Source organism: Fundidesulfovibrio butyratiphilus (assembly GCF_054657235.1).
Map to the genome: position 1 here is coordinate 1,492,845 of NZ_BAAHXA010000001.1, position 26,354 is coordinate 1,519,198.

19 protein-coding genes are annotated in these 26,354 nt (G+C 66.8%); 11 read left to right on the forward strand and 8 right to left on the reverse strand.

Translation table 11 applies throughout. From position 1 onward, the window contains the following. Nucleotides 1-23: 23 nt before the first annotated feature. A complete protein-coding gene (locus tag ACYQ01_RS07080) occupies nt 24-1,274 on the reverse strand; it encodes an EAL and HDOD domain-containing protein (protein ID WP_459933130.1) in 1,251 nt (416 codons plus the stop codon). A gap of 120 nt (nt 1,275-1,394) precedes the next feature. Between ACYQ01_RS07080 and ACYQ01_RS07085 the strand changes: the two genes are divergently transcribed. The 6 genes from ACYQ01_RS07085 (at nt 1,395) to ACYQ01_RS07110 (ending at nt 10,087) form a co-directional block, all read left to right on the forward strand. Then, a complete protein-coding gene (locus tag ACYQ01_RS07085; RefSeq protein WP_459933131.1) occupies nt 1,395-2,264 on the forward strand; it encodes a M48 family metallopeptidase in 870 nt (289 codons plus the stop codon). Nucleotides 2,265-2,363: 99 nt separating this feature from the next. Continuing rightward, the gene (gene glgB / locus ACYQ01_RS07090; RefSeq protein WP_459933132.1) at nt 2,364-4,280 is read left to right on the forward strand and encodes a 1,4-alpha-glucan branching protein GlgB; all 1,917 of its coding nucleotides are present in this window, start codon (nt 2,364-2,366) and stop codon (nt 4,278-4,280) included. A gap of 12 nt (nt 4,281-4,292) precedes the next feature. Beyond that, nucleotides 4,293-6,869, forward strand: a complete 2,577-nt coding sequence (locus ACYQ01_RS07095; RefSeq protein ID WP_459933133.1) for a DHA2 family efflux MFS transporter permease subunit — start codon at nt 4,293-4,295, stop codon at nt 6,867-6,869. Nucleotides 6,870-6,880: 11 nt separating this feature from the next. Beyond that, entirely contained in the window at nt 6,881-7,840 is a 960-nt protein-coding gene (locus ACYQ01_RS07100; protein ID WP_459933134.1) for a YkgJ family cysteine cluster protein, read from the forward strand. Between the two features lie 79 nt (nt 7,841-7,919). After that, nucleotides 7,920-9,440 carry a 4-alpha-glucanotransferase gene (gene malQ, locus ACYQ01_RS07105; protein ID WP_459933135.1) on the forward strand — a complete coding sequence of 507 codons (1,521 nt, stop codon included), beginning with the start codon at nt 7,920-7,922 and terminating at the stop codon, nt 9,438-9,440. Next, nucleotides 9,437-10,087, forward strand: a complete 651-nt coding sequence (locus ACYQ01_RS07110; RefSeq protein ID WP_459933136.1) for a class I SAM-dependent methyltransferase — start codon at nt 9,437-9,439, stop codon at nt 10,085-10,087. Before malQ ends, ACYQ01_RS07110 begins: the two co-directional genes overlap by 4 nt. Nucleotides 10,088-10,135: 48 nt before the next feature. On the opposite strand, the gene ACYQ01_RS07115 is transcribed toward ACYQ01_RS07110, so the two are convergent. Next, the gene (locus tag ACYQ01_RS07115) at nt 10,136-10,822 is read right to left on the reverse strand and encodes an HAD family hydrolase (protein WP_459933137.1); all 687 of its coding nucleotides are present in this window, start codon (nt 10,820-10,822) and stop codon (nt 10,136-10,138) included. Between the two features lie 65 nt (nt 10,823-10,887). Here ACYQ01_RS07115 and ACYQ01_RS07120 point away from each other — a divergent pair, with 65 nt between their 5' ends. After that, nucleotides 10,888-12,057, forward strand: a complete 1,170-nt coding sequence (locus ACYQ01_RS07120; RefSeq protein ID WP_459933138.1) for a geranylgeranyl reductase family protein — start codon at nt 10,888-10,890, stop codon at nt 12,055-12,057. Nucleotides 12,058-12,299: 242 nt separating this feature from the next. Here the strand turns inward: ACYQ01_RS07120 and ACYQ01_RS07125 are convergent, their stop codons facing one another. From ACYQ01_RS07125 to ACYQ01_RS07140, 4 genes are read right to left on the reverse strand one after another with little or no spacing between them, the layout of a single operon-like run. Then, nucleotides 12,300-13,670, reverse strand: coding sequence for an NADH-quinone oxidoreductase subunit D-related protein (locus ACYQ01_RS07125; protein WP_459933139.1), 1,371 nt, complete (start codon nt 13,668-13,670; stop codon nt 12,300-12,302). 20 nt (nt 13,671-13,690) lie between these two features. Then, nucleotides 13,691-14,140, reverse strand: coding sequence for an NADH-quinone oxidoreductase subunit B family protein (locus tag ACYQ01_RS07130; RefSeq protein WP_459933140.1), 450 nt, complete (start codon nt 14,138-14,140; stop codon nt 13,691-13,693). 20 nt (nt 14,141-14,160) lie between these two features. Then, nucleotides 14,161-14,979 (reverse strand): NADH-quinone oxidoreductase subunit H, encoded by an 819-nt coding sequence (locus ACYQ01_RS07135; RefSeq protein ID WP_459933141.1) that lies wholly within the window; start codon nt 14,977-14,979, stop codon nt 14,161-14,163. Beyond that, nucleotides 14,979-16,886, reverse strand: a complete 1,908-nt coding sequence (locus ACYQ01_RS07140; RefSeq protein ID WP_459933142.1) for a proton-conducting transporter transmembrane domain-containing protein — start codon at nt 16,884-16,886, stop codon at nt 14,979-14,981. Before ACYQ01_RS07140 ends, ACYQ01_RS07135 begins: the two co-directional genes overlap by 1 nt. A gap of 331 nt (nt 16,887-17,217) precedes the next feature. Here ACYQ01_RS07140 and ACYQ01_RS07145 point away from each other — a divergent pair, with 331 nt between their 5' ends. Together ACYQ01_RS07145 and ACYQ01_RS07150 are read left to right on the forward strand one after the other, a co-directional pair. After that, nucleotides 17,218-18,213 carry an efflux RND transporter periplasmic adaptor subunit gene (locus ACYQ01_RS07145; RefSeq protein ID WP_459933143.1) on the forward strand — a complete coding sequence of 332 codons (996 nt, stop codon included), beginning with the start codon at nt 17,218-17,220 and terminating at the stop codon, nt 18,211-18,213. A gap of 2 nt (nt 18,214-18,215) precedes the next feature. Beyond that, nucleotides 18,216-18,818: a hypothetical protein gene (locus tag ACYQ01_RS07150; protein WP_459933144.1), complete on the forward strand. Its 603-nt coding sequence runs from the start codon at nt 18,216-18,218 to the stop codon at nt 18,816-18,818. Between the two features lie 149 nt (nt 18,819-18,967). Here the strand turns inward: ACYQ01_RS07150 and motA are convergent, their stop codons facing one another. Continuing rightward, nucleotides 18,968-19,819: a flagellar motor stator protein MotA gene (motA, locus tag ACYQ01_RS07155; RefSeq protein WP_459933145.1), complete on the reverse strand. Its 852-nt coding sequence runs from the start codon at nt 19,817-19,819 to the stop codon at nt 18,968-18,970. A 434-nt stretch (nt 19,820-20,253) separates the two neighbouring features. On the opposite strand from motA, the gene groES reads away from it, so the two are divergent. Further along, entirely contained in the window at nt 20,254-20,541 is a 288-nt protein-coding gene (gene groES / locus ACYQ01_RS07160; protein ID WP_459933146.1) for a co-chaperone GroES, read from the forward strand. Between the two features lie 44 nt (nt 20,542-20,585). Then, complete coding sequence (gene groL, locus ACYQ01_RS07165; protein ID WP_459933147.1) at nt 20,586-22,232, forward strand: chaperonin GroEL; 1,647 nt, start codon at nt 20,586-20,588, stop codon at nt 22,230-22,232. Between the two features lie 323 nt (nt 22,233-22,555). Here the strand turns inward: groL and ACYQ01_RS07170 are convergent, their stop codons facing one another. After that, entirely contained in the window at nt 22,556-26,350 is a 3,795-nt protein-coding gene (locus ACYQ01_RS07170; RefSeq protein ID WP_459933148.1) for an AsmA family protein, read from the reverse strand. Nucleotides 26,351-26,354 lie beyond the last annotated feature (4 nt).

The following is a 26,354-nucleotide window of genomic DNA, read 5'->3' on the forward strand; positions in this document are numbered from 1 at the left end:
CGTTCCTCCGATTGATGATTACCCTAGTCGGGCTGTTCGTACAGGGATTTCGCCCACACCAGGGCTTCACAATACGCGCTGGCCGCCTTGACGGTATCGAGTCCCAGTTTGCGGGTCAACGCGTCCAGGCTCCCCCACTCTCCGGTTTCGAAGCACTGCGCGGTCTTGAGCCAGTCGGCGAAGGGGTTGTCATGGCCGCAGAGGGCGTCAATGATGTCCTTTTCCAACGGCAGATAGGATACCAGCTCGATCATCGGGGTGTCCAGCATGGGTTCAAGCAGGGAAAACAGCCCCATGAGAAACATGGCGTCCGGGTCGAAACGCGCCGGATCGTGCCCGTGGGCGGTCAGTTCGAGGAACTTGGCCCGGATGGCGCTGACCACGGAAAGTTCGCTCCCCTTGTCCTTGGAGGTGATGTCGGACAGCACCACCATCCAGAGCCAGCGTTTCATCTTGCGCCAGCCCAACATGGTGACCGCGTGGCGAATGGAGTGGATCTTGTGGCGAAGCCCGAACGCCGCGGAATTGATGAACGTGAGCAGGCGATAACTCAGCGACACGTCGGACTCGATGGCCTGGGCCAGGGCGGCCACGTCCATGTCCGGGCGTTCCAGGGCGGCCAGCAGGGAAAGCCTGGCCGCCTTGCCCGTCTGGATCGTGCGCCCGGGCACCAGCACGGGCTTTTCGAAAAAAAAGCCCTGAAAGAGCGTAAATCCCAGCCGCTTGGCCTGGTTGAAGGCCTCCTGGTCTTCCACGCGCTTGGCGGCCAGCACCCGTTCGCTTCCGGCCAGGGAGAGCACCTGTCCGGACAGTTCGGCCTGGCTTTTGCCGAGAATGTCCATGAACACGATGTCCACACAGCCGATCAGGGCCGGATCGCACTCGCCGGCCCGGTAGCCGCTTACGGCCAGGGTGTAGCCCTGGGCGCGCAGGGTTTTCAGGGACTTGAGCAGGGCCTGGGACGCCTGAAACACGGGGTCCACCTCCGCCAAGGTGGTCTGGGCGGGCAGGGCCAGGGGCATCTCGGACAAAATGGCCGCATGGGAAAAGTGAATGGCCACCATGCGGCCCAGCGTGTCGGCGTGGGAAGAAACCAGAGCCGTCGAAATGACGCTCAGGGTGGCGGCGTCCTTGTCGCGAATGTCCGCCACGGTGGCGTTCGCGTCGCGCCGATAGAGCAGTTCGTAGCCGAAAACCTTGCGTTTGGCGTCGAAAATGGGCTGCCGGGCGAAAAAAGTGTCGACGTAGATTTTGCGCTCGATTTCGCCCGGCATGTTTTTCGGAATCCTTCGCCCGCCTTTTGTTGCGGGCCGTATTGCGGCATGGACTTCTTCTACCCAAGACCGGGACGCCTGTCCATTTCAAGGGCCGCAGTGTCCCGCCCCGCAAGCGCTTTGACACGCTCGGACGAAATCCGCATACTCGCGGGCGTGAAGCTGCCTCCGTATAGCGTCCGTGTCTCCGCCCGGGCCAGGCGCGTCCGCCTGGTCATCAAACCCGGGGAAGGGCTCACCGTCGTGGCCCCGGCCGGGTTCGACCTCGACCGGGTGGAGCCGTTGCTGATCCAGCGTCTGGACTGGATCGAAAAGCACCTGGACCCCGCCTGGAAGACCCCCGGCCTCGCGGCCCCGGCCGGTCCTCCCGAACCGCCGGCGGAAATGCGCCTGCGGGCCGTATCCCGCCTGGTACGGGTGCGCTACCGGGCCGACGCCCGCGCGGGCGTGCGGGTGGTGAGCCTGACGACCGGAGCCCAGCCGTGGCCGGACAGGTCCCCGCAGGGGTCCGCAAGCCGGACGCCGGGCGAAAATCCCGGTGCGCCCTGCGGCCCGGACCCCGCTCGCGGCCAAGACGCGGACCCCGCCGAAACCCTGGAAGTGCGGGGCGACATCGCGGACCGCGCGGCCGTGGCCGAGTCCCTGCGAACCTGGCTCCTGCGCCAGGCCCGAAGCGAGCTGGCTCCCTGGCTGGACCGACGGGCCGGTGAACTGGGCCTGGGCTATTCGGGAATGGGCGTGCGCCTGCAACGCACGCGCTGGGGCAGTTGTTCGGCCAAGGGGGTCATCAACCTGAACGCGGCCCTGCTCTTTTTGCCCCGGCCGCTCACGGCCTACGTCATCGACCACGAGCTGGCCCACACCCGTCACCTCAACCACTCCCCGGCCTACTGGAGCCTGCTCGAAACCCTGCACCCCGGCAGCCGCCAGGCGGACAAGGCCATGCGCGACGCTCGCGTCCACGTGCCGGCCTGGGTCAAACGGGACTGAGGCGCCTCGGGCGATTCGGCGGCCCTCCCCCGCTCTTTACCGCAAGGCGCAACTCGGGCTAGTATGCCGTTTGCCAACGTCCATCCCAAGGAGCCCCACATGGCCGGACCTGTCCGCCACGGCGTCAGCCTGTTCACCGATCACGACATTTATCTTTTCAAGGAAGGCAGCCACAGCCGGCTTTACGAAAAGCTGGGCTCCCACACGATCACCCACCAAGGCCAGACCGGCACGCTGTTTTCCGTGTGGGCGCCCAACGCGCGCCAGGTGACGGTCATCGGCGACTTCAACGGCTGGGACCGCGAGGCCCACCCCTTGAGCGTGCGCCTGGACGGCTCGGGCATCTGGGAGGGCTTTGTGCCGGGCGTGGGCCACGGAGAGGTCTACAAGTATTTCGTGGCCTCGAAGTACTACGGCTACGTCGTGGAAAAGGGCGACCCCTTCGCCCGCTCCTGGGAGATTCCGCCCAGGACCGCCTCCGTGGTCTGGGACGACGCCTTTCAATGGAACGATACCGCCTGGATGGAAAATCGGCCCAAGGCCAACGGCTTTTCCGCCCCCGTCTCCATCTACGAGATGCACCTGGGATCGTGGAAGCGCCATCAGGACTCCTGGCACTCCCTGTCCTACCTGGAACTGGCCCGCGATCTGCCCGTCTACCTGACCGAAATGGGCTTCACCCACGTGGAGTTCCTGCCGGTGATGGAACACCCCTTCTACGGCTCCTGGGGCTACCAGACCGTGGGCTATTTCGCGCCCAGTTCGCGCTACGGCTCCCCCCAGGACTTCATGACCCTGGTGGACGCCCTGCACCAAGCCGGCATCGGGGTCATTCTCGACTGGGTGCCTTCGCACTTTCCCGCGGACGACTACGGCCTGGCCTACTTCGACGGCACCCACCTCTACGAACACGCCGACCCCCGCCAGGGCTACCACCCGGACTGGAAAAGCTACATCTTCAACTACGGGCGCAACGAGGTGCGGGCGTTCCTGCTCTCGTCGGCCGCCTACTGGCTGGACCAGTTCCACGCCGACGGGCTGCGCGTGGACGCCGTGGCCAGCATGCTCTACCTGGATTACTCCCGCAACGAGGGCGAATGGGTGCCCAACGTCTTCGGCGGCAAGGAGAACCTGGAGGCCATCGCCTTTCTGCGCAAGCTCAACGAAACCGCCTATACGACCTTTCCCGGCACCGAGACCACGGCCGAGGAGTCCACGGACTGGCCCCTGGTCACCCGTCCGCCCTACCTGGGCGGGCTGGGCTTCGGCATGAAGTGGAACATGGGCTGGATGCACGACACCCTGCGCTACATGAGCCTCGATCCCGTGTTCCGCAAATACCATCACGGACAGCTTTCGTTCTCCATCTGGTACGCCTTCAACGAAAACTACGTGCTGCCGCTTTCCCATGACGAGGTGGTGCACGGCAAAGGCTCGCTCTACGGCAAGATGCCGGGCGACCCCTGGCGCAAGCTGGCCGGCCTGCGCCTGCTCTACGGCTACATGTGGGGTCACCCGGGCAAGAAGCTGCTCTTCATGGGCGCGGAGTGGGGCCAGCCCGCCGAGTGGAACCACGACGCCCAGGTGGAATGGCATCTCCAGGACGTGCCCGGCCACGTCGGCCTGGCCCGCTGGGTGGCGGACCTCAACGCTCTGTACAGACGCGAGCCGGCCCTGCACGAACGCGATTTTTCCATGAAGGGCTTCGAATGGGTGGATTTCGCCGACGCCGACCAGAGCGTGTTGGCCTTTATGCGCCTGGGCAAGTCGCCTGAAGAACGGGTGTTGGCGGTCTTCAACTTCACGCCCGTCCCCCGGAAGGACTACGCCCTGGGCGTGCCCGTGGCCGGTTTGTGGGAGGAACTCCTCAACTCCGACGCGGCCCTCTACGGCGGGACCGACACAGGCAACGCCGGACAGGTGGAGGCCACGCCCGAACCCTATCTGGACCGGCCCTGCACTCTGAGGCTCACCCTGCCCCCCCTGGGCGCGCTGTTCCTCAAGCCCAAGGCCTAGAGGTCCGACGGAGTGCGCACCGTCTACGGCGTCGATTTCACCAGCGCTCCGGGCAGGAACGCTTTTCTGGCCGTCTGCCGTTGCACCCTGCGCGAAGGCGCGCTCACCCTGGAGGAGTTCCATGCCTGGCGGAACTTCGCCCCCCTGGTCGACCTGCTGGCCTCTCCGGGCCCCTGGGCCATGGGGCTGGATTTCCCCTTCGGCCAGCCGGCTTCGCTGGCCCGGGAATGTCCTGACCATTTCCGCGCGCACAATCTTCCCGCCTGGCCGCTGACCTGGTCGGAATTCGTCGAGGCCGCCACCGCCCTGGAGCGCAAGGCCTTTGTCGCGTTTCTGGAAAGCTGTCCCACCACCACGTCGAAACGAAGCGGCAAACCCATCCGGGAACGCCGCCGCATCGCCGACGCCTTGAGCGGCGCGGAAAGCCCCCAGCACGTGAACAGGCCGCCCGTGGGGCTCATGTTCCACGCCGGAGCCGGGCTCTTGCTGCGCAGCCCGGCCCACATCCACCCGGTGCGGCCAAACGGCGACCCGCGTTTGGTGTTCGAAACCTACCCCGGCGTCTTCGCCAGGGATTTCGCCGGACTGGACGGATACAAGGGATCGCAGAGCGACAAGGCCAAGGCCGCCCACCAGGCCGACAGGCGCAAAAAGCTGCTGGACTCCCTGGCTTCGCCCAAGCTGGCTCACGTCTACGGCGTCAGCGTGCGCTACACGCCCGAACAGGCCGAGCGCATGATACAGGACCGGGGCGGCGACCTGCTCGACGCCTTTGTCTGCGCCGTGCAGGCGGCCTGGGCCCAGTCCGCCCTGAAGGCCGGATTCGATCCCTGCGCCCAGGGTCCCCATACCCTGGACCAGGAAGCCGTGCGCTTCGAGGGCTGGATCATGGACCCCAGCCTGACGCCCTGGAAACCGGCCGGAGAGGGCCAGGCGGGGCCTGCCGCTCCCCTGCCGCCCGGAACCGAACCGACGAACCCCGCCGCTCCGCCGCCGATTTGCGAGCGGGCGGGCAGGAACCCCGCCACGCGGGCGACGACCCCGGAAAGTCCCGGCCCGGCCGACAAGGACGCGCCCTTCGCCGCACCCTCCACACCCGCGCGCCGGACAGAAACCGGGGAACCGGACGAAGGCGAAACCGCCGCGAAACAATCCGCCCAGCCCCACCCCCTGGTTCCACACCCCTGGTTGGCCTTTCTCGTCTGTTCCCTGGCCACCTTCATGGGCACCCTGGACGCCAGCATCGTCAACGTGGCCCTGCCCACCATAGCCGGCCAATTCGGCGTGGACGTCTCCCTGGTGCAATGGACGGTCTCCTCCTACCTGCTGACCGTGTGCATGCTGCTGCCCCTTTCCGGACGAATCGGCGACGCCATCGGCGTGGGGCTCCTCTTTCGCATCGGCATGGGAGTCTTCACCCTGGGATCGCTCTTGTGCGGCCTGTCCACCGGGCTCTGGCTCCTGGTGGGGGCCCGCGTCGCCCAGGGCCTGGGGGCCACGGTCATGATGGCCGCCGCTCCGGCCATCGTCATCATCGCTTTTCCCGGGCCGCAGCGCGGCCGCGCGCTCGGGCTCACGGCCACGGTGGTGGCCATCGGGTCCCTGGTGGGCCCGGCCGTGGGCGGCATCATCCTGGGCGGATTCGGCTGGCCGGCCATCTTTTTCATCAACATCCCCTTCGGGATCATGGGCCTCATCTTTTCCGGCAAATACCTGCCCCGGGGCCTCACCCGGCGAAACGAGCCCATGGACCTGGCCGGCGCGACCTTCTTCGCCGTCAGCGTGTGCGCCCTGGTCCTGGGCATGGGCGGTGGCAACGACTGGGGATGGCTCTCCCCGGAATCCGGCGCGTGCCTGGCGCTGACCCTGGGCTTCGGGGCCCTGTTTCTCGCGCGCGAGGTGCGCGCCGCCCACCCCCTGGTCTCGCCCTCCCTGTTTCGCAACCGACTCTTCACCACCTCGCTTGCGGCCTGCGTGCTGGCCTACATGGCCGCCATGTTCAACACCATCCTGCTCCCCTTCTACCTGCACGACCAACTCCGGCTCGCGCCGCACGAAATGGGGCTCATCCTCTCCCTGGCGCCCATGGTCACCGCCCTGTCCGCGCCACTTTCCGGCTATGCCTCGGAACGCGTCAATCCCGCCCTGCTGGCCCTGATCGGGTTCAGCCTAACGGCCATGGGCATGTTCCACCAGTCCGGGTTGAACGCCGCGAGCCCCCTCTGGAGCGTCTCCCTGGGCCAGATGATCCTGGGCCTGGGATTTGGCGTCTTCAACTCGCCCAACAACAACATCGTCATGTCCTGCGCGCCGGCCTCCATGGCCGGCCAAGTGGGCGCGGTGCAGGCCCTGGCCCGCAACATCGGACTGGTTTGCGGGGCGGCCGTGGGCACGGCCGTGTTCGAACTGGTCAGAAACCTTTCCGTCCACGCCCCGGACCCCTTTTCCCACGGCTTTCGCGCCGCGCTGGGCCTGGCCTTCGCCCTGGCCTGCGCCGGGGCGCTCCTGTGCGCCCTGGGACTGGGACCGGCCGCGCACATGGCCTTCGGACGGGCCGCGCCCGAGGAATCGTCTCCACCTCAAGCCTGAAGGATTTTCCAGTGACCGCCATCCGTTTCCGCTGTGCGCGTTGCGGCCATTGCTGCCGCGCGTCCATTCCCCTGGGACTCGAAGAAGCCCTGCATTTCGATGATCGCTTCCTGCTCGTGCTGACCATCGGGGTCGAGACCTGGAACATCGACGACTTTGCCAAGAACCGGCCGGCCCTGCCCCTGACCCACGACCAGTTGCTCACCACCCTGGCCTTCCGCAAGGCCAGCCTGTCCCGGCCGGAAAGCCGCGACGTGGTCTTTTCGGTCGGCAAACTCAAATCCACGGGCGATCGCCTGGCCACGTTCGTGAACGTGGGCGCGGCCGCCATAGGGTCCTGGTCGGACGAAGGCGCGCGTTGTCCGGCCCTGGACGAAAACAACGCCTGCACCATCTACGAAAATCGTCCGCTGGGGTGCGAAACATTTCCCCTGGACGCGCTCTTTCCCGAAATGCTCCAGAACCTGCCCCTGAACGCCCTGGCCGAAAAGATCCCCTGCGGCTTCTCCCCGGACGCCCCGGAGTTCTGGCGTGACGGGCGCCTGACGGACGAAGCCATGCGCGACGCGCTCAAGCGCCGCCAGAACGTTCTGGCCGAGGACTCGCTCTTTCTGCTCTTCCACGTTCGGCGCGTGTCGGAGTTTCCCGGCCTGCCCTCCCTGGCCCAGGTCATGACCGAATGCTTTCGCGGCGCGCACATGGACCTGCCCTTCGCCTTCGCCCTGGCCCACCTGGTGGCCAGCGGACGCGTCACGCCCGAACGCGCCCGGCTGTCCCTCGCGCGCCAAAGCGCCATGGCCCGGACCGAAGTCGACCAGGCCATGGCCGCGCGCGACAAGGCCCGTCGAGGCCGCACCACCGTGTTGCGCAACACCCTGGCCCTGACCGAACGCCTGCTTCCCCGCCTGGAAGCCCTGGCCAGCGAGGCCGACCGCCGGCAAGACGACGCCCCCGGCACAGGCCGGGATTGACACGCGGACAGCTTTCGGCAACCACTGACCGACCCGGCCGGTTCCACGCCGGGCCGGCACTTTTTCGCAAGGAGTCTCCATGCACAGACGCGGATGCGGCGTTTTGCTTCACATCACCAGCCTCCCCTCCCCCTTCGGGGTGGGCGACCTCGGCCCCGGAGCCGTGCGTTTCGCGGATTTTCTGCACCAGGCCCGACAGAGCGTCTGGCAGATCCTGCCTCTCACTCCCACGTCGCCCTTCATCGGCAACTCGCCCTATTCGAGCGACTCCGCCTTCGCGGGCAACCCCCTGCTCATAAGCCCCGAAGCCATGGCGGCCGACGGCTGGCTCGACCCCGCCCATCTGGCCGACCACGCGCGCCCCGATCCTGACCGGGCCGACTTCTCCGGCGCCCAGGCCTTCAAGGAGCGCCTCTTCGACCTGGCTTTCGCCCATCTGGCCGACAGCCTGTCCGCCAACGCGCTCTTTGCCGAATTTTGCCGCACCCAGTCCTTCTGGCTGGACGACTTCGCCCTGTTCCGGGCCATCAAGGAATCCCTCGGCGGGCTGCCCTGGTGGCTGTGGCCGCCCGAATTGCGCGACCGCGACCCCGAAGCCCTGGCCGAACGCCGCAGGACCCTGGCGGACCGGGTGCTGCACACCCGATTCGTCCAGTTTCTCTTCGACAGCCAATGGCGCGCCCTGCGCCGCGTCCTGGCCGAACGCGACATTCTGGTCATCGGCGACGCGCCCATCTACGTCACCCAGGACAGCGCCGACGTCTGGACCAACCAATCGCTTTTCAAGCTGGGGCCAGACGGCACGCCGCTTTTCGTGGCCGGAGTGCCGCCCGACTATTTCAGCGAGACCGGCCAGCGCTGGGGCAACCCGGTCTACGACTGGGACGCCCATATCCGCCAGGGCTTTGCCTGGTGGATCAAGCGCTTGGCGCGCAACTTCACCCTGTTCGACTTCGTGCGCCTGGATCACTTTCGCGGCTTTGCCGGCTACTGGGAAATTCCCGCCGAGGAAAAGACCGCGGTCAAGGGCCGCTGGGTCGACGCGCCCGGGGTCGAACTCTTCAAGACTCTGCACACCCACTTCGCCACGCTGCCCATTCTGGCCGAGGACCTGGGCGTCATCACCCCGGACGTGCGCGAACTGCGCGACGGATTCGGTTTTCCCGGCATGAAGGTCTTGCAATTCGCCTTCGGCCCGGGCGTGGGCGACAACGTGGACGCCCCGCACAATCACGTTCCCGAAAGCGTGGTCTATACCGGAACCCACGACAACAACACGACCCGGGGCTGGTTCGAACACGACGCCGGCGAAACCGGACGCGCCGTGCTGCGCGAGTACCTGGGCCGCGAGATCGCCGCCGAGGACGCAGCCTGGTCGCTCATCCGCATGGCCTACCAGAGCGTGTCGCGCCTGGCCGTGGTGCCCATGCAGGACCTTCTGGGCCTGGACGCCTCGGGACGCATGAACATGCCCTCCCTGGCCGACGGAAACTGGAGTTGGCGCTGCCGGGACGAGGCTTTTTCCCCGGAACTGGCCGCGCGTTTGGCCCACCTGGCCGACCTCACCGGACGCAGGGGACGCTCCAGGCAATCGGCATGAGCGCGCCCTCCGGCCAAGGCCGCCCTCCCGACGAATACGCCTGGATGGCCCCGCTCTACGACCCGTTCACGTCGCCCTTTCTGCGCGCCTTGCGCCGCGACATGGCCGTATGGGCCGCCCGGGCCGCCCGGAGCGGACCGCTGCTGGACGTGTGTTGCGGCACGGGCGCGCAGTTTCGCTCCTTTCACGCCATGGGTCGGACCGGTTTCGGCACGGATCTTTCCCCGGCCATGCTGGCCAGGGCCGGACGCCGCGCGCCGGGGCGGGTGTTTCTGGCCGACGCCGCGCGCCTGCCCCTGGCAGACGCGTCCGTGGCCGTGTGCTGCGTGACCCTGGCCCTGCACGAAAAGCCCTGGGAAACGGCCCAAGCCATTTTTTCCGAAACCCTGCGCGTGACCGCGCCGGAAGGCCGCATCCTGGTGGCCGACTACGCGGCGCCGCAAGGACGCGCGAACCGGCCCGGGCGCGATTCCCTCGGGGTCCGGGCCGTGGAGCGCCTGGCCGGGCGGGAGCACTACGCCTGCTACAAGACGTTCATGGAACGGGGAGGATTGGAAGGTTTTCTTTCCAGCCGCAACGGCCTGCGCTTCGAACTGCGCGCCAGGAGCATGGGCCTTTTCGCCCTGGCCGAGGTGCGACGCGTCTGAGAACGGGCGTTGTCCCCGGCCTTCCGCGACGCATTTCCCGGCCTTGACTCACCCCGCCCGGCGCACCCGGGCCTGACTCGCGAAACGCCCTTCGCGCACCAGCCGGTCCACCAGCGCGGCCACATCGGGCTCGAAAAAATCCGGCCCGGACTGGCGAAGCCGCGCCGGATCGTTGCCTCCGCTGGTCACCGCCGCGCTGAGCGTTCCGGCCCGTCTGGCCGTCAGCACGTCCTGCGGGTGGTCGCCCACCATGAGCGCCCGGTCCGCCGGCACGCCCAACACCGCCAAGGCGGCCAGAAGATGCGCCGGGTCGGGCTTGACCGCCGCCACGTCCTCGCGGGTGAGCACCGCGTCCACAAAGTCGAGAACATCGGGAAACACCATGTCCACCGAGCGGCGAATGTTGCGGGTGATGATGGCCAGGCCCGCGCCCAGGCTCTTGAGCCGGGTGAGCACGTCGCGCACGAAGGGAAACAGGCTCGTGCGCGCGGCGGCTTCCAGCTCCATGTCCGCGATAAGGCCGTGGGCCTGATCGCGAAAAGACCGGGCTTCTTCCCGCGTTCTGGCGGCGGTCACGGCCTCGATCCACTCCAGGGCCGGTCCGCCCACCTCGGGCAGGGGATCGCCGAAGCGCGCGCGGGCCAGGTCCGCCAAACGATGCTTCATGAGCGTAAAGTCCAAGGCGGGGCGGGCAAGCGTCCCGTCGAAATCGAACACCACGGCGGACAAGGACACGGGGGCCTCCCAAACGTTGCTTCCGGTCCCGCAAACGGGTAACAGGCCCAAGCCTTGGGGGCAATATGCGAAACGCCGACGTAATCATCGCCGGGGCCGGCCCGGCCGGAGCCGCCGCGGCCGCGGTTCTGGGGCGGGCCGGAGTGCGCGCCGTTCTTCTGGACAAGGCCGCCTTTCCCCGGCGCAAGCTCTGCGCCGGCCTCTTCACCTGGAAGACCGTCAAGGCCGTGGAGCGCATCTTCGGCCAGCCCATACGGTCCCTGATCGACCAGGACATCATCAACCACATAAGCCACGGCTACCGCATCCGACACCGGGGAGCCGTGCTCACCGAAGGGCCGCTGATCTATCCCTTCCACTTCGTCTCGCGCCTCGATTTCGACGCCTGGTGCGCGCGTCAGGCCTCGGCCGTGGCCGAACTGGTCGAAAACCAACGCGTGACCCGCGCCCTGCCCGAATCCGCCACGGTCCACACCAAAGACGGAACGACCTTTCAAGGACGGTTCCTCATCGGCGCGGACGGCGCGCTCAGCCAGGTGCGCCGGGCCTTTTCCCTCGACCCGGAAGCCTGGCGACGCTACCAGGGCATGGGAGCCGAAATTTCCATCCCCCGCGCCTGGTTGGACGGGCGACGCGGCCTGCATGAAGACCTGCTGGCCGACTTTCCGACCATCTATGCGGGCTTCTACGAAGCCGGCTACGCCTGGACCTTTCCCCATCGCGACGAAATCGTCATCGGCCTGGGCGGACTCTACAAAGCCGCGCCCGGACGCTTTCAGGCCGCCTTCGACGAATTCACCGCCTTCCTGGGCTTGCCCAAAAACCATGGGTTGCCCGCCTCGGCCCACCCCCTGCCCTACGGCAACTGGCTGCCCGCCCCCTGGCAAGGACGCACCCTGCTGGCCGGAGACGCCGCCGGCATCGTGGAACCGCTCCTGGGCGAAGGCATCTATTACGCCCTGCGTTCGGGCGAACTGGCCGCGCAGGCCTGCCTCCAGGCCCTGCGCACCGGACAAGACCCCGGCCCCGTGTACGCCGACGCCCTGGCCCGGCTCGTCTATCCCGAGCTTCTCTGGTCCAAACGCCTGCGCCACTGGCTTTACTGGCTCGCCAGTCGCGGCCTGGTCGGCCCGGTGCGCCTGTTCCTGCGCGGCGGAGGGGGAAAGCTCCAGGAGATGGTCCACGGCATGCGCTCCTGGAAGTGGCTCAAAAAACGCGATCCCCGGGACGTGTAGAAAACGAAGAGGCCTCCGGCGGCCAGCGGCGGAGCCCGCCCCTGGCCCCCCGCAAATGCGCGCGAAAAAGTCGCGTTCTACGCGGGTCAGGGAGGCATACCCCCTGCAAACTCCGTTTTCCCATTTTCGCGCCGAGTCCGACGCCGAGCGCGACCGGCCCCCCTCCCGCAGGCAACCGAGGGGTCCAGGGGGAATCATTCCCCCTGGCGGGGGGGGGCGGGGGCGTGCAGCCCCCGTTTCTTTCACCCTGAAGCGCAAGCCTGGCACAGATCCATCGAAAGCGCGACAAGGCCGGCTTCCTGGACATCGAGGCCCGGCAGTACGGCCAGGGTCGGCGCGAGGTTGGCTCTGCTGGCGGTTCGAAAACGCACTCGGCCCGGGGCCTGGCCGCCATGTCCCCGCAGGTAGACGAACTGCTCGCCGCGCGGCTGTTCGACCCGGACCCAGGCCTCCGCGTCGATCGGTCCCAAAGCGACCGGCACGACGATTTCGCCCGGGGGCAACGTCTCCAGACATTGGCGCGCCAAGTCGCAGGAGACGAGCGCCTCGCGCAGGCGCACCCGCACGCGGCTGTACACGTCACCATCCGGCTCGCAACACGGGGCGAAGTCGAGGCGGCCATAGCCCGCCAAGCCCAAGGCCCGCATGTCCCACTCCCACCCCGAGGCGCGAAGCACGGGACCGACCGCTCCGAGAACGCGGGCCTGTTCCCGGGGGAGGAGCCCCACGCCGCGTGTTCGCAGATTCAGCACGTAGTCGTCGAGCAGGGGCTTTTCCAGGCCGCGCAGGCCGCGCTCCAGGGCCGCGACCTCTTGGGCGAGCCAGGCAATCCGTTCGGGATCGATGTCGCGGCCCACGCCGCCGGGGATGACCACGGAGGCGATGATCCGGTCCCCGGCGGTCGCCTCCAGCACGGCCAGGACCCGCTCGCGAAGGCGCAGGCAGCGCAGAAACAGGCGTTCGAAGCCCAGGAAACGGGCCATCCGGCCCATCCAGAAGAGATGGGAGGCCACGCGATGGAGTTCCGCCCACAGAATTCGCAACATTTCGGCCCGAGGCGTCACGGCCACGCCCAACAGCGTTTCCAGCCCCAGACAAAAAGACAAGCCGTGTCCATACGAGCACAGCCCGCAGAGACGTCGCGCCAGGGGAAGGGCTTCCGTGAGAGGTCGGGACTCCATGCCCGACTCCGGGTCGCGCCCGTTGAGTTCCCGGATCGGCTCGGCCCGGACCACCCGCGCCCCTTCGACTTCCACCCGCACAAGCGCCTGGCCGAACGGCGCGAGACACCCGACCTTCACGCCGCCGGTTTCGGATGGACCCGCATGCGGTTCACCGGAAAAGACCATGCCAAAACGGTCCCGGCAATCGGCCTCGTCCAGTCCGACGCCCGGAAAAACGCCGGCCAGGGAAGGCGTGGCCTCCCCGTCCGGGACCGCGAGGCGAAGATGACTGGCCGCAAGGGCGTCGTCGAAGTGGTACAGGAGCTCAAGCCCCTGCCCGCCGAAAGCGCGCAAAGCGGTGAGGCCCAAAAACCTCTGCCCTTCCTCGCGGCGCCTGCGGGCCTCGGGCAGGAGGCTTTCCACGGCGACAGGCCATTCGTTGTCGAGCATGCGGCGTTCCCGAAAAAGGGTCAAAAAGTCCCTTGCGGCCGAGGGTCGAACGTCTCCAGGGCTTGCAGCACGCCCCTGAGCACCGCTTCGGGCCGGGGGGGACAGCCGGGGACGCCGATCCCGACGGAAACGACCGTTCCCACGCCGCCGGCCGCGTCCCGCTCTTGGCGCAAGGGTCCGCCGTTCAAGGCGCAGTCCCCCACGGCCACCACGGCCCCGGGGGAGCGCATCCGGTCGCGGACGGCGCGCAGGCCTTCCGCCGTGCGGGGACCGGGAGCGCCCATGACAAGAAGGATGTCGGCCAGATCGGGGGAATTTGTCTCGCAAAGGCCGAACCGCTGTCCGCCGAAGAGCGGGCTCAGGGCGACAAGGGCCTCCACCGAGCACCCATTGCACCCGCCGCAGTCGAAACGGACCACCCAGGGCGATTTGCGACGCTGCGCGCCGAAAAAGTTCTTGAAAATGCGCATGGACATCTCCGGCGCGCCGGTCAGGCGGCGTACAGCCACAAAAGATTCAGGACCGAAAGCGTCACCCCCCAGCCCAGGACGTGCCCAAGCGAGGCCTTCCAGGTCAAGCGAGCGCCCGACACGCCCAGGACGGCCAAGAACAGGAAAACACCGGCCACCACGCCGGCCATGCCCCAGGGACTCACGGCCCAAAACAGGGCGCACAGTCCGAAAAGAAACACCGTGTCATACCAGCCGGCCACATGGAACAGCACCCGGGCATGGCCGGAAAATCCCGCCGAATCGTCCGGCCGGGAATCGAAGGGCGGCTTGCCCAGGTTCACGGCCAGAACCCCCACCAACACCGGGAAGGCCAGCGGCAGCCTATACAGAAGGGGACGGTCCAGGGCAAACACGGACGCGGCCTTGAAGTTTCCCGCCACCACGGCCATGGACGCCACCACCAGGATGAGCAGCGGTCCCCAGGAAAGCTGGGCCGCCAACGCTTCCCGCGCCCGAACCCGGTCCCAAACCGAGGAGGAGCTGACGCCGGCCATGGCGGAAAACGTCGCGCCGGCGGCGAACACGAAACAGGCCAACAGGAGGTCCGAGCCCAGAAAGAGCAGAAACACGGCCAGGGCCGAACACGTCGCGCGCAGCCACGCCGTGAAGACCTGGCCCGGCTCGCCTGTCGCCGGAGACTTGGCCGCCAGCTTGAACGCTTCGAAAAACGGCTGCAACACAGGCGGAGCGGCTACCGAAAGCAACCGGCTCGCGATCTTGCGATCCAGGCCCACGGCCAACCCGCCGACCAGGGGAGCCAGAACCAGGGCCGCGCAGGCGAGAAGCAGCTTGTGCATCAGACCAGCCCTCCCCACACCGCGCCCAACATGACCGCCAGCAGGACGATTCCCGCGGTGTTGATGGGACCGCTCAGGCGGTTTTCGTCGAAAAGACCGTCCAGGGCCAGCGGGGCGTCCACCCGGATATCGTCTTCGTGCGCGATGGCTCCTTCCGGGCGCGGTTTCTCTGCCGGCCCATCCGGCCGGGCCGCCGCGGCGCGCCAGGCCACGACCGCCCCCAGTCCCAGCACCACAAACAGGGGATAGACCGGGAACACGCCCAGATCGCCCACGAAGTTGAATGTCCGCAACACATAGGCCACGGCCTTGTGCGAGGCGCGCACCGCCGGAACGACAAGCCCCGTGTAGAGCGGCGGAGAGCACAGCGACAGGGCGACGGCGCCCCCCGCCAAGAGCGACAGGGCGACCCGCACCGCGGGCGACAGGGTTTCCGTGGGAGCATCGCCCAGACGCAGGGAACGCAGCAGCACCCCGGCCCAGCGGGACCACAGCAGCACCCAAAATCCGGTCCCCAGGGCCAACAGCAGGAGCACCGGCATGGCCCGCGCGCCCGTGGCGGCTTCCAGGGCCATCCACAGGCCCAAGGCCAGACCGAACGGCGGCAGGAACATGGAAAGCGCCCCGATCAGGGCGGCAAGCGCGGTGCTCGGCATGACGGCGAAGAGCCGGCCCATGTCCGCCACGTCGCGCAGACCGGTTTTCTCCTCCATGACCGCCAGGCAGACGAACAGAAGGGCCTTGGACACGGCGTGGAAAATCAGGATCAATAGGCCGGCCGTGACCGCCGCCGCCGTGTTGATGCCAGCGCAGGCCAGCGCCAGCCCCAAGGCCGCGGCGGTGGATCGGACCAGGGTCCTGCCGGCGTCGGTTTGGCCCACAGCCAGGGTGGAAGCGGCAAGGAAGGTGAAGGCCCCGGCCAGACCGAGCAGGCCCGAGAGCATGGTTCCCTGAAAGGCCGGGCACAGCCGAAGCGCCAGAAAGGCTCCGGCCGGCGCCAGGGTGGCGCAGTGCACCAGGGCCAGGGCCGGAGCCGGGGCCGACGAGGCTTCGAACAACCAGCCCTGCAAGGGGACCTGGGCCGACGCGGCCAAGCCGGCCGCGCACAACAGGAACAGGGGAAGCAGGAGACGAACTTGGACCGCGCCCGATCCCGCATCGACCAACTCCCCGACGGAAAGGGGCGCTCCCGCCCGGTACAGCAAGGTCAGGCCCAAAAGCATGGCCGTTGCGCCGGCCAGGTTGGTCCGCAGGGCCTGGACGGCGCCTTGCCGGGCGCCCTCGTCCCCGTCGTAGGCGAGCAGCGCCGCCGCGCACACGGTGGAGAGGACCCAGAAACAGTGCAACCACAGCAGGTTGTCCGACAGCATCACCCCGTTGGCCGCCGCGAGCGACAGCAGGAGGAAGAAGAAAAATCGGGGTTGCCGGCTCCCGACCAGGCCCAGACGCCTCTCACGGTCCGGCATGGTTCCCAGGGCGCACACGACCGCGAGCCCCCCCACCAGGGAGACGACCAAGACCGCCACGCGCGAGAGAGGACCGGCGACCAGGCCGGGCGCGGCGCTTGCGAAATCCCATCCGCCCGACCGGGTCAGGGTGAACAGCACCGCCGCCTGTACGGCGGCCAGGACGCCGGAAGCGGCGTCCTTCGTGCGGACCACGGCCGCGAACGCGATTCCGGCCAGCAGAAGGAGATCGACCCCGATGGCCGCCCGGGTAAGGGACGCGCCCCCGAAGGTGGGCGGCACATGCGCCCAGCCCGAACGCCAGGCCAGCCCGAGCCCCGCCGCGGCCAGCAGCGCGACGGCGCAACACACGACCGGCCCGCGCGGACGCGTCCCCGGGACAAGCGCCAGCGCCGCCGCCAGTGCGGGGAGCCCAACGGGCATCGAAACCAGGAAGTCCATATCCACCTCTGATGTACTGTCCGGCGTCCGGCTTTTCGTACACGTTTCCGGCAAAACGTCCAGGCGTGCCGGGAAGCGGGCGCGCCGGAAACACGCTGGACCAATCCAGGACGCTCCAAAGCTCCGCGCCCGGAACCGGGCCGGGGAACAACGCGCGTCGCCGACCTCCGGGTGGGGGCGTCATTTTGTCTGGAGTTTCGCAAAAAGTGCTGAAAAAATACCACGTTCCGAAGAAAATTCTTCGGACTCGCAAGGCCCGGCGTTTGCCTGCGCGAACAAAACCCTGTACGAAGAATCAGCGGTGTGAAGCCGCGTTTCATGTGGAGGATCGATGCGCACGTTTTTTCTGACCGTTTTTCTCGCCGCCGCCCTGGCCGCCGGTCCGACCCGGGCCGAGGTTGTCCAGTTCATCGGCAAGACATCCAGCCCCCAGAAGTACGAGGTATGGTCGCCCCACGCCACCGAAAAGGAAATGAAGCTCTGGAAGGAGCAGGACAAAGAAGTCAAGAGCAAGCAGGGCGAAGACGCCGAGGCGCCGGCGAAACCCTTTGAAGGGGATATGAAAATCACTCGCGTGCTTGTGGACATAGGCTCCCGCGTGGAGCCCGAACAGTCGCTCATGACCTATGGTTTTCCGCTGGAGGACATGCAGGCCGAACGGCAAAAGCTTTCGAAGAGCGACATCTCCGCCCAGGAGTCCGAACTGGCCAAGAACCAGGCGCAGTTGGACGCCGCCCAGCTCGACCTGGACGAATACCGTCGCAGACTGCTCGAAGGAAAGTCCTCCACCGAGGAGGTCCGCGAGCAGGCCCGTTTGGTCGAGGTGCTCCGCCTCAAGCAGCGCGCCATGCAAGACAGCATCAACTTCGACAAGGAAATGCTCAGGGGCGAGCTCGAACTGGCCCGCGCCAAGTACGGTCCCAAGGCTTCCAGCGCCGGCATCCCGGGCGAGGCCAAGCTGCGTTCGCAGGAACGCGGCTACGTGTTGTGGGTCAATCCCGACCTCAAGCCAGGCGTGGTCCTGACGGAAAAGACCAAGCTCTTCGTTCTGGGCGGCATGGACCCGTTGTACATCCGCGCCCTGGTGCATGAAATCAAGGTGCCCCGCCTGCGGGTGGGCGACAAGGCCACGGTCACGTTCGAATCCCTGCCCGGCCAGGTCTTTCACGCCGTGATCAGCCGCATTCAGCTCACGGCGGACGCCACCGAGAACCAACTGCCTTCCCACTTCGAAGTGGAACTCACCCTGCCCAACCCCGACCTCAAGCTCAAAGACGGCTTGCGCGGCCAGGTGCGGGTCGAGGTTCCCGATGGCCCACGGGAGTAGCCATGGACGAATTCAGGTCGAGCTTTCGGGTGCAGGTGCGGGAAAGCCACGTTATTGAGCTTGCGATCTGGTTTCGTCGCAAGACCGACATGGGACACGTGTTCCTCAAAAATCTGGGCGAACCCCGTCTCGTCCAGGGCAGGCCCTACAATCCCCGCATTGAAGACATCGGGGCCTCGGGCATGGCCTTGTCGTTCGAATCCACCAAGCCCCTCGACCTGGCCAAGCTGGACCATCTGGTGGTGCTGATCTATTTTCGGCTGGTCGATCCCACCGACATGATGGGCGATCCGCTGTCCTTCATGGCCGCCTACGAGGCGGTGGCCTCGCAATACCGGCAGGGACGCGTCCTCCTGGGGTTGCGCCTGGCCTACGACGGCATTCCCGACCCGGACAACAAGGCCCTGTTTTTCGCCGACGCCCGCAAGTACGGCATTTCCGACCTGACCAAGTGGTGCGACGACATGAACCGCTGCCTCTCCGGCGGAGACTGCCATCAACAGCAACTGACCGGATTGCGCCTGGACCGGCTCATGCGCGAACTGGCCATCATCCGGGAAAACGAGGGGTTCGAAAGCGCTCCCGCCAAACCGCAAGCGTCTTGATCCCGCCTTCCGGGCGATCCAAGCCCGGAATCCGTTCCCTTCGGGAGTCGAGAAGTGAACACGGCCCGGCGTCCGCCCGGCGTGCATGACGCGGACGCGAGAGGCCGCCTGCGCCGACAGGAACGACATCCGCCGGGCGCGACGGGCTGTTAGCCCTTCTTCATGCCTTCTTCGAGTTCTTCCATGCTGGGCTGCACGTTGGTGGGAATGGCCCGCCGGGCGTATTCCACGGCCAGGATGGGAGCCAATCCTATGGAATAGCCCATGAGCGCGCTCTTCACCACCTTGAGCCGGGCCTGCTTGGCCGCGGCCTGGTGTTCGAGCAGAGTGCCCATGGGACCGATGAAGCCGTAGCACAAGAGCACGCCCAAAAAGGTGCCCACCAGAGCCGCGCCGATGTGCAAACCCAGCACCTCGGGCGGCTGGTTGATGTTGCCCATGGTGATGACGATGCCCAGCACCGCGGCCACGATGCCAAGGCCCGGCAGCGAGTCGGCCGTCTTGCTCACCATGGAGGAGGGAATCAGGTCGTGGTGCTTGCGGGTGGCGATGTCGGTGTCCATGATGGCTTCGTAATGATGCTGCTCGATGTTGCCGGCGATGACGATCTTCAGGTTGTCGCAGATGAAGTTGAGCACGGTCTTGTTCTTCATGACCGAGCCGAAGCGCCGGAAGATGTCGGAGTCCGTGGGGCGGTTGACGTGCGCGTCCAGGGCCACCGCGCCCGAGCGTCTGGCCAGTTGGAACAGCTCGTACATGAGCGATAAAAGCTCCAGGTAGAAGGCCTTGGTGTCCTCCTTGCCGGTGAAGATGGCGGGGATGTGCTTGAGCACGTCCTTGAAGACGCTCATGGGCGAGGAGATCATGAACGCACCCAGGGCCGCTCCGCAAATGATCATGACCTCGATGGGCTGGACGAGCACGGCCATGTTGCCGTGTTCCAGGATGTAGCCGCCGATCACGCAGCCAAGCACGATCACTATGCCGATGATGGCGTTCATAACGTTTCCTTGCAGACAGGTGCGGGTCCGACATCCGCATGGGGCCGCCGGAGTCCTGTCGCCGGCCCGGGGGCGACCGCGAAGGCTTGAACTCCCGGCGAAACAGCGTCGAAGGGCATCTTCCTCACGCCCATGGTCATCCCCTGAAGAGGCCGGGAAGTCAAGCCGGGAAGCGGGCTCGTGGCCCGCAAAACAAGGACTGGCGGACCTTGCCGAGCATTTTTAAGCAATTTCGAGAAATTTTTAGTTTTTCTTTGATTCAGCGAGGAATATTTCCTTAATCGCTTTTCCCTGCCAGCCATTTTTCGCGGATTTTTTGTCTTCCCCTTGTGGCCCCACCGTGCTTGTGGCTATAGGCTCCGCACGTCGTTAGCACTCGCTCCTGATGAGTGCTAACAAGCAGGACGAAAAAAACCTATCGGAGGATAATCCGCATGAAGCTCAAACCGCTCAACGACCGCGTGCTGGTGAAGCGTCTTGAGGAAGAAGTGATGACCGCCGGCGGCATCATCATTCCCGATTCCGCCAAGGAAAAGCCCATGAGGGGCGAAATCATCGCCGTGGGCCCCGGCAAGGTCGGCGAGGACGGCAAGCGCGTGGAGCTGGCCGTCAAAACGGGCGACACCGTGCTTTTCAACAAATATGCCGGTACCGAGATCAAGGTGGATGGCGTCGAGCATCTGATGATGCGTGAAGACGACATCCTGGCCGTGATCGAGTAAATTCGACCTACTTCCCCATTTCACATATCCCGAAGGAGAGCGCTATGTCCGCCAAAGAGATTCTTTACGACGCCAAAGCCCGCGAAAAGCTGAAAAGGGGCGTCGACAAGCTTGCCAACGCCGTGAAAGTCACCCTGGGCCCCAAGGGCCGCAACGTGGTCATCGAGAAGAGCTTCGGCTCCCCGATCATCACCAAGGACGGCGTCACCGTGGCCAAGGAAATCGAGCTTGACGACAAGTTCGAAAACATGGGCGCGCAGATGGTGAAGGAAGTCGCCTCCAAGACTTCCGACGTGGCCGGCGACGGCACCACCACCGCCACCATCCTGGCCCAGGCCGTGTACTCCGAAGGCGTCAAGCTGGTGGCCGCCGGCCGCAATCCCATGGCCATCAAGCGCGGCATCGACAAGGCCGTCGAGGCCATGGTCGAAGAGCTGGCCAGCCTGGCCAAGCCCACCCGCGACCAGAAGGAAATCGCCCAGGTCGGCACCATTTCCGCCAACTCCGACGCCACCATCGGCAACATCATCGCCGAGGCCATGAACAAGGTCGGCAAGGAAGGCGTCATCACCGTCGAAGAAGCCAAGGGCCTGGACACCACCCTTGACGTGGTCAAAGGCATGCAGTTCGACCGCGGCTACCTGTCGCCCTACTTCGTCACCGACACCGAAAAGATGATCTGCGAACTCGACGATCCCTTCATCCTGATCAACGAGAAGAAGATCTCCGCCATGAAGGACCTGCTGCCCGTGCTCGAGCAGGTCGCCAAGATGAGCAAGCCCCTGCTGATCGTGGCCGAGGATGTCGAAGGCGAAGCCCTGGCCACCCTGGTGGTCAACAAGCTGCGCGGCACCCTGCAGGTTTGCGCCGTGAAGGCCCCCGGCTTCGGCGAACGCCGCAAGGCCATGCTGCAGGATATCGCCATCCTCACCGGCGGCCAGGCCGTTTCCGAAGACCTGGGCATCAAGCTGGAAGGCCTGACCCTGAACGACCTGGGCCGCGCCAAGCACGTGGTGGTGGACAAGGAAAACTGCACCATCATCGACGGCGCCGGCAAGGTCGACGACATCAAGGCCCGGGTGAAGCAGATCCGCGCCCAGATCGAAGAGACCACCTCCTCCTACGACCGTGAAAAGCTCCAGGAACGCCTGGCCAAGATCGTGGGCGGCGTGGCCGTCATCAACGTCGGCGCGGCCACCGAGACCGAGATGAAGGAAAAGAAGGCCCGCGTCGAAGACGCCCTGAACGCCACCCGCGCGGCCGTCGAGGAAGGCATCGTGCCTGGCGGCGGCGTGGCCCTGGTGCGCTGCCTGAAGGCCGCCGAGAAGATCAAGCCCGCCGACGACGACGAAGCCGCCGGCATCGACATCGTGCGCCGCGCCTGCGAAGCGCCCCTGCGCCAGATATCCGGCAACGCCGGCTTCGAGGGCTCCATCGTGGTGGCCAAGGTGCGCGACGGCAAGGATGGCTTCGGCTTCAACGCCTCCACCGGCGAGTTCGAAGACCTGATCAAGGCCGGCGTCATCGACCCCAAGAAGGTCACCCGCATCGCGCTGCAGAACGCGGCTTCCGTGGCCGGTCTGCTGCTCACCACCGAGTGCGCCATCGCCGAAAAGCCCGAGCCCAAGAAGGACATGCCCGCCATGCCCGGCGGCATGGGCGGCATGGGCGGCATGGGCGGCATGTACTAGACCGACCCCGCCTCGATACGCCTTTGACTGCAAGGCCCCGGACCGAAAGGTTCGGGGCCTTTTTTTCGGCCGGCCGGAAAAACGCGGAAGGCGCCAGGCGCACCCGCAAGGGGAGCCGCGCCTTGTCCCCGCTCCAGAGGTGCGGACGAATCCGGTTGTCGACAGGGTGGCTTAGCAGTGATGAACAATCCTTGCTGGCTGCGTTGCTGCGAAAAACTCAACCCCGCAATGGATGCCAACTCCGCTTCGGGCTTGACTTTTTTGCGCGCCTTGCCAGCACGTTTTTTGAACAGGCCGCACGAATCGACTTTTTGGGCGGGCTGCTAGAACCGCCTGATCCGGTCGAAGATCGTTCCCGGCAGGGTGAGCACGCTTTTGAAAAGCCCCAGAATCTTGTCCGAAATGACCTTGGTGCGGTCGATGTCGAGCTTGGGGTCGTAGAGCGGTCCGGAAATCCGCAAGGGCGCTTCGCCTCCGCCCTGGAGTTGCGCGGTGAGCGCCAGATCGATGCGTTCGTCGGCCAAGTCCACCCAGCCTTCGCCGCGCACCACAAGTTCCTGTCCGGCCAGGACCGCGTCCCGGGTCAAGGCCACGCCGTCCCGGATGGCGAAGGTGCCCGACAGACGACCGAATCCCACCACGTCCGCCCCGGGCGGGGGAGGAGGAGGCGTCTGGGCTTCGCGTTGGGCCAAAGTCAGAGGGGGACGCGGCGACGAACTGTCGCGCAGGAGCAACTTCCCGTCCGAGAGTCTCAGTTGGGCCGTGCCCGACAAGGTGCGGCGCAAAGCCCGCTCCGTCGCGCCATGGCCTTCCACGGCCAGGGCGAACTCCACCGTGCCCCGGATCACGGAATCGATCTCGCCCAGGTCCATGAGAAAAGGATAGGCCTGGGCTCCGGCGATGCGCAACTCCAGGGAGCCCCGCAACTGGGGACCGCGCGCGTCGCCCTGGAAATCCAGATAATAGGTGCCCCCGTAAAAGCGCACGGACTGCTGGCGCATGGTCAGCTTGCCGCCGTGAGCGGACATCACGATGTCGGCGTCTCCCCAGGCCAGCTTGTCCTTGACCAGGCGGAGAATCTTGACCTTGGCGTCCAGGTCCAGGGAGCGCAGGGTCTCCAACGGGAAGGGATCGTCAAGCTTGGTCGCCGCATCGTCCTTGACGTTGTGCGGATAGAGCTTGTCCAGGTTGAGCACGTCGATGCTCAGGTCCAGCCGGGGCTTGCCTTCCACGAACACGCCGCTTCCCGTGACGAGCGTGTCGTCCAGGGAGGCCCTGATGTTGGTAAGGCGCAGTTCGCGCGCGGTGCCGCCGATCTCCAGGGAAAATCCGGCGCGACGCCAGGCCGTGGACCCGGCCTTGGCGGGCAGGGAAAATCCCAGCCGCGGCGCCAGATCGCGCGGGTTCAAGTTGGCGAACTCCACGCTGCCGGAAAGCGCGGTCCCGCCTTGGGCGCTGTTTCCGGCCACCCGGGCCCGTCCCGAAGCTCCGGCCAGACGCACGTCCACGTCCGAGTAGGCGAAGGAGCCCTTGTCCAGGTCGGCCTCGAACTTGCCCGAGGTCTGGCACGCCATGGTGCTGTGGGTCCGGCCGAAGGGCAGCCCCAGCGTGAGCGAACTTTCCAGCTTGGGCTGGCGATACCACAACGGACGGCCGTTGCGGTCGAGTCCGGCCTGTCCGTGGATGTCCAGCCGGGAACGCTTGAGCGCGCCCAGGGTGTCGGCGCTCAGTTGCCCGCTGACGTCGGCCACCACGTTTTCCGGTCCCTGGCCCGGATTCGACGCGGGATGCAGGACCGCCCGCAACGAAAGCCCCGCCCGGCTGAAGGGCCACACGGTTGCCGCGCGCCCCCCCTGCGCGCCCCAAGCGACCTGTCCCGAAGCCAGATTCAGATCGGCCTGCCCGCGCAGGGAACGCCACAGGGGTTGTCCGGCCTTGCCCGCGGACTCGACGGTCACCTTGCCGTCCACGGCGCCGACGAGCTTGACCCCGGCGGGCAGGTACTGGGCCAAGGCCTGCGCCTGCACCCCGGAAAGGGCGGCCTGCGCCGTCAGGCTCCTGCGGCCCTCGCGCGCGTCGGCGTCGCAGGTGGCGGTCACCTTGCCGCCGCCCAGGGTGGCGGTGACCGTGTTGAGCTTGAGCATGCGCGGGGAAACCTGCCCGGCCAGGGTCAGGTCGTCGAGCTCAAGCCCCTTGAGCACGAGCTTCTTCACCGACACCCGGCCTTCCATGGGGGCCAGGAAATCCTCGGAGGACTCCTGCTCGCCCTTTTCGGCCAAGGCCAGCAGCCGGTCCACATCCAGACGGTCCGTGGACAAATCCACTTCCAGGCGGCCGGCCTTGGAGGACAGGCTCCCCCCCAGGTGCGCGGCCTGGGTCTTGACGTCCACGTTCGAAGCGGTCCAACTGTCCCAGTCGTCGCTCTGGTCCGAGGACGGCCCCACATGCAGGGTGGCCTTGGCCGTCGACGCGCCCAGGGTTCGCCAGAGCCGGTCCCAGTCCTCGCCCAGCCCGGGAATGCGCCAACCCGGCGCGGGGTCGCCCAGTCCGACCTGTACCTGGGCCGTAAGCCCGGTTGAAGCGAGCGAGCCCTGAACCACGGTCTGCGCCGCCACCAGCGGGGCCTTGCCGTCGCCGGCCGGCGCGGCCGAAAGGGCGGCCACCTGCGCGCTGACCGCGAAGCCGGCTTCCGGCGCGTCCTGCCCGATCCGCATCTCCCCGGTAAACAGGGCCTCGGGCGTGCGCACGCTCACGGGATAGGCCCGGAACGCCCCGTCCTGTCCGGCAAAGGTACCGAAGGCCTCGGCGATTCGCACGTCGCCAACCCGCAGGTCAAACCCCCGGAGACTCCCGCGCATGGTCTTGACCGAGCGCAGGGCGTCCAACAGGGGCCAGCGCCCCCCCGAGTCCCGGACCTTCCACAGGGAGGTGTCGAAGCCCCTGGCCGTCAGGTCGAAGCGCAGTTCCTCGTCCACAAAGCTGGCTCGTCCCTTGAGTTGCCCCTGGCCGTCTCCGGCCACCAGATTTTCGATGCGCCAGCCTCCCGGCCCGAAAGACAGATCCAGACGCGCGGCCGGCTCCTCCTCGCCCAGGGGTTGGGCGCGCAGGGAAGGTCCCTCCCCGGCCTGGCCCGAGCCCGGGCTTTTCAACTCCACGCCCAGAAACTTGGCCCACTGCCCTTCGCGCCGGCCGTGAATCGACAGCCTGGACACCAGGGCCAGGGTCTCGTCCTTGAACCCGGCCACGTTCACCGTGCCTTCCAACTGGGCTCCGCCCCCGTTGACCTTGAGCTCGGAAAGCTCCAGGGCGCCCGACTTGGTGTTCAGGCTCACGAGCGAGGAAAGGACCGCCCGCAAGGGCTCCTTGCCGGCCCGCTCGATGGTCGGCTGGCCGGCGGGAGCGGCCACTGTGCCGGCCAGGTGGGCTTTTTCGAAGAAGAGATTTTCCTGGCTGGCGTCCATGGTGGCTTGGCCCATCATGGTGAGCTTGGCCTCCAGGTTGCGCGAAGTGGCAGTAACGTCGCAGGCCACGGAAAAATTGAAGATTTCGCCCCGGCCGGTGCGCAGGTTCACGTGGTTGAGGGTCAGGTCCCGTCCGGTGCGCTCGTCCCGGTACACCAGGGTGGCTCGGATCAAACGAAGCCCGCGCAGGGGAATGCCCGGCCGCCCGCCGCCGGAGCCCTGGAGCGCGCTCCAGTTGTTTCGGCCGTCTTCCAGGCGGACCAGACGCAAGACGGGAGCTTCCAGGCCCAAGGCGTCCACGGTCAGTCGGCCCCGGGCCAGAGCCAGCAGATCGAAGCCGATGTCCACGGCCTGCACCCACAGGAGCGGCTCGTCTCCGAAGCCCGGCGCGTTGGACACGCTCACCGGGCCGGTGCGAAGTCCCATCCAGGGCAGCATGGTCAGATGAACCGGGCCCCGCAGGCTGACCGGGCGGCCCAACGCCTTGGCCAATTCGGTTTCGATGCTGGCCTTGAGCGCGTCCTGCCCAATGAATCCCGTGACCGCCAGGGGAGCCAGGTAGGCCACCGCGGCCAGCACGGCCACGATCAGCGCCGCCAGCTTGAGTCGGGCGCGATTTTTGGGAGAGCGCGGGAAACGGGAAAATATGGTGTTCATGCAT